The following is a 3,488-nucleotide window of genomic DNA, read 5'->3' as shown; positions in this document are numbered from 1 at the left end:
TCTTGGGACATCACAAAGCTCCGTAGCCACCAAAAATGGACGTACTTTCAGCTCTATGTGATTCTCGATGTCTTCAGTCGCTATGTCGTCGGCTGGGATGGTGGCGCATCGCGAATCGGGGCGCGTTGGGCCGAGCGCTTGATTCGACTCACCTGTCAGAAGCAGGCCATTGAGCCGGGGCAGTTGACGCTCCCATGCTGACCGGGGTACGTCAATGACCTCGAAGACGGTCGCGTTCCTGCTCTCTGATCTGGGCGTGACCAAGAGCCATAGCCGTCCCCAGGTGTCCAATGACAATCCGTTTTCGGAGGCGCAATTCAAAACCTTGAAATATCAGCCCACGTTTCCCACACAGTTTGGCTGTATCGAAGATGCCAGGGCCTTTTGCCAACACTTCTTTGCCTGGTATAACCAAGTCCATCATCATGGGGGCATTGGTCTATTGACCCCTGAGGTGATGCATTCAGGCCAAGCTGACGTCGTCACTCAGCAACGACAAGCCGTTTTAAACACGGCTTATCTCGCCCATCCTGAGCGCTTTGTCCATCATCCGCCCACTCCACCCGTGGTGCCCAATGCCGTTTGGATCAATCCACCGATAGCAGCTCCTAACAGCCAGGCGGTTCCACACTAATTTGTTTTTAGTTTCTGTCTCATTTTTGTTGACACATTCCGTTGGTAGCGGAACACTTTGGGGAGCATCCTTAATTGGAACGAAGCTTGTCGTGCTATTACGAACAGGCTCTACTGGATCCGGCACCCTCTCGACATCTTGCGCTTTTGCTGCCCTGTTCATGTACTTCCTGAGCGTCCCAGGGGTAATTGTCTTCCCCAATTCGGTATAGAAGAGGGTTGCCAGCTCCTCATAGGAATACCCTCTCTTCTTCGCGCTCTTAAGATCGCCGAAGCAACGATGCACTAAGCTGTACAGGGTATCTGTTCGGCGTGCTCTTGGTTTTGGACTAAGCGATGAAAGCGCCTCGATAAAACGCGACTCATCGCTCTCGCTATGATGGGAACTATAGCTTTGATGGTCAGCCATAACATGCGAATCACATCTCCTTTCAATGAACGACAGAATCGCTACCAACCGGATGGGGTAGCCACCTTGGCCTGGAATAAGGCCAGTACTTGGATAGCGGCATGAAAATAAGAAACCACGATCGCAGTAGGCTGTGGAAAGGATTTAACGGAATTCGCTTAAGTCCCTTTTTTCTCACCACAGGGTTATTCCCTTCTTTTTTCCACTAGGGTTTGTAGTGGCTCAACAAATCTCTACGGAAATGCAGCAGCACCCACTGTATAAGTGACCAGACATCTTCTCTGACGTTTTTGATATGCCTGCTAGCCGTAAGCGTTCGGTGACTCTCACCGAATCAGGATTAGACCGCTTCCAGACTAGAGCGCGTGAGTTGGTGGCAATGGAAGAACTTGAGAACGCTAGTGTTAAGGCTGAGTTCGCTCGCTATTGCGAGGGGAAAGGGGATTCTCTATCCGAGAGCACAATTACACAAATTCTTAATCGAGAGCGCGTCGATCGAAGCTCTATACAGCGGCTCTTCAATGCCTTCGAGATTCCTCTGAAGCAGAGCGACTATGCGATGGTGGTCCAGAATAGTCCTGATTCTTCTCGTAATAACATCCCTTTCACGGGCACCTCCTCCTTTGTTGGCCGTGAAAAAACTTTGGATGCCTTACATGCCCTGCTCAGCGAAACCGTTTCCCAGGTTCAGCCGGTAGCACTTTCCGGGATGGGTGGTATTGGTAAAACTGAACTTGCTATCCAATATGCTAGGCGCTACGCCAGTGCTTACAGTGCGGGGGTGTGCTGGATCTTTGCCCGCAGGCTTGATTCTGGTAATAACGCCTCTATTCCAAGCCAGATAATTACCTTTGCCCAGATTGACCTCGGCTTACAGATTCCATCCGATCTCCTTACCACTAATGACCGATTAGCCTATTGCTGGCGACACTGGCCACAAGGGGAGGTTCTGCTCGTATTTGATGATGTTGATAACTACAGCGATATTTTCCCCCACTGCCTTCCTCGTGATATCCGATTCAAAGTAGTGCTCACCATTCGTCTAAATCTTCAAGCTCCGGTTCGTAATTTCCCTATTAATGTGCTGGAGCGTGAAGATTCTCTAAAACTTCTGGCCCTCATCGTAAAAGATGGCCGCACAGATCACGAAAGAATCACCAACGACCTTTGTGAGTTTCTCGGTGACTTACCTCTAGCCATCGAGCTTTCTGGTCACTATCTAGCGGTTGATACGTCTCTTTCCATTGCGGCTTTCTTCCAAGACCTGCGAAAACGAGAGGGAGATCGTACAGTCCCCTCACATGAAGCTTTTGATGGTGACGCCCAAGAGAATCCTGCCTGGGTAATCACCGCTCGTCGTGGCCTTGAAGCCGCGTTCAATCTTTCGTGGGAGCGGTTAAACCAATCTACACAGTTAATAGCAAAGCTCATTGGACGCCTCGACCCCGGCCCAATTGGGTGGGATATGGTTGAAGTCATGAGAGCATTTTTGGCTGAGGAATACCCACAAGATGGCCCCTATAGTCCAGATGAGATGACTCGTGCTAAGAATACTCTTCTTCGCTTTAATCTCCTAAAACCCTTCGACGCAAATAGCTATCGGCTCCATCCCCTTACCCGTGAATTTTTCCGCAGTAAAACAACTGACGAAGAATACAAATCATATGGTGGCGAAAAGGGAAAGTCTAAATGACAGATACTTCCTCCAGCACCATTAAAAGTTCCACCAAATTCGACAGGGTTATGGTGGCGGCATGCGTTCACTTTGCCAAAGACTTTTCTTTTAATCCTACTAAGGACGATAAGCTGTTAAGCATCTAAACTACATATTAGGGAGTGTATTTTGGTGAGTTATACATGCCAATCAAGAATTACCTAACGGCCGAAGAGAAACAGGAATTGCAGAAGCAGCTTAAATTTCATGAGCATCCCGACGTTCGTGAGCGTATTCTAATTCTGCTATTGCGAAATGATGGCAGAAACAGCAAGAGATTGCAGACTTTCTAGGTTGCTCCTTAAGGAAAGTAGCCTATTGGTGTGCCCACGGAAATCCAAGTGACTTAGCCAGTTTAACCGATGAACGAATGCATGGGAATTATCATAAGGCCACCGATCAATATGTCAACTTATTATTGGATGTCATTGAGAAAGAGCCTCAAGAATTGGGGTACGAATTTGGTCGATGGACGGCGGCTCGGCTCGCCACATATTTAGAACAAGAAACCGGGATTCAGCTAAGTGGAAGTCAAGTGAGGAGGATTCTCAAGTCAAAAAAGTCGTTTACCTCTGGGCCAAATATAGCTTAGAGGAGAAGCAAGATCCAGAGAAGCGAAAAACTCTTCAAGGCAAAAACTGGAGGAGTATTTAAGAATTACTAAAGAATCCCCAGAGAAGCTCCAGGTCTGGTTTTGGGATGAATGTGGCTTTAGTTGAGAGTGACACGTCG

The 3,488-nt window shown here is 48.3% G+C and carries 1 protein-coding gene and 2 pseudogenes; all 3 read left to right on the top strand.

Annotated features, from left to right (window positions below; all coding sequences use genetic code 11):
- Positions 1-634, top strand: a pseudogene (locus LEPTO7104_RS38425) (transposase); the annotation flags it as partial.
- A 787-nt stretch (positions 635-1,421) separates the two neighbouring features.
- Positions 1,422-2,735, top strand: coding sequence for an NB-ARC domain-containing protein (locus tag LEPTO7104_RS0116995; RefSeq protein WP_196358124.1), 1,314 nt, complete (start codon positions 1,422-1,424; stop codon positions 2,733-2,735).
- Positions 2,736-2,899: 164 nt separating this feature from the next.
- A pseudogene (locus tag LEPTO7104_RS34265) lies at positions 2,900-3,472 on the top strand (IS630 family transposase); the annotation flags it as partial.
- Between the last annotated feature and the right edge of the window lie 16 nt (positions 3,473-3,488).

Origin of the sequence: Nodosilinea nodulosa PCC 7104 (genome assembly GCF_000309385.1) — a bacterium.
GTDB lineage: Bacteria > Cyanobacteriota > Cyanobacteriia > Phormidesmidales > Phormidesmidaceae > Nodosilinea > Nodosilinea nodulosa.
Note: the sequence above shows the minus strand (reverse complement) of the source record. Positions and strands in the feature narration are given on the sequence as shown.

Excerpts from the sequence above, each read along its gene's own strand:
- LEPTO7104_RS0116995 (WP_196358124.1), top strand. The coding sequence starts at position 1,422 with ATGGAAGAACTTGAGAACGCTAGTGTTAAGGCTGAGTTCGCTCGCTAT.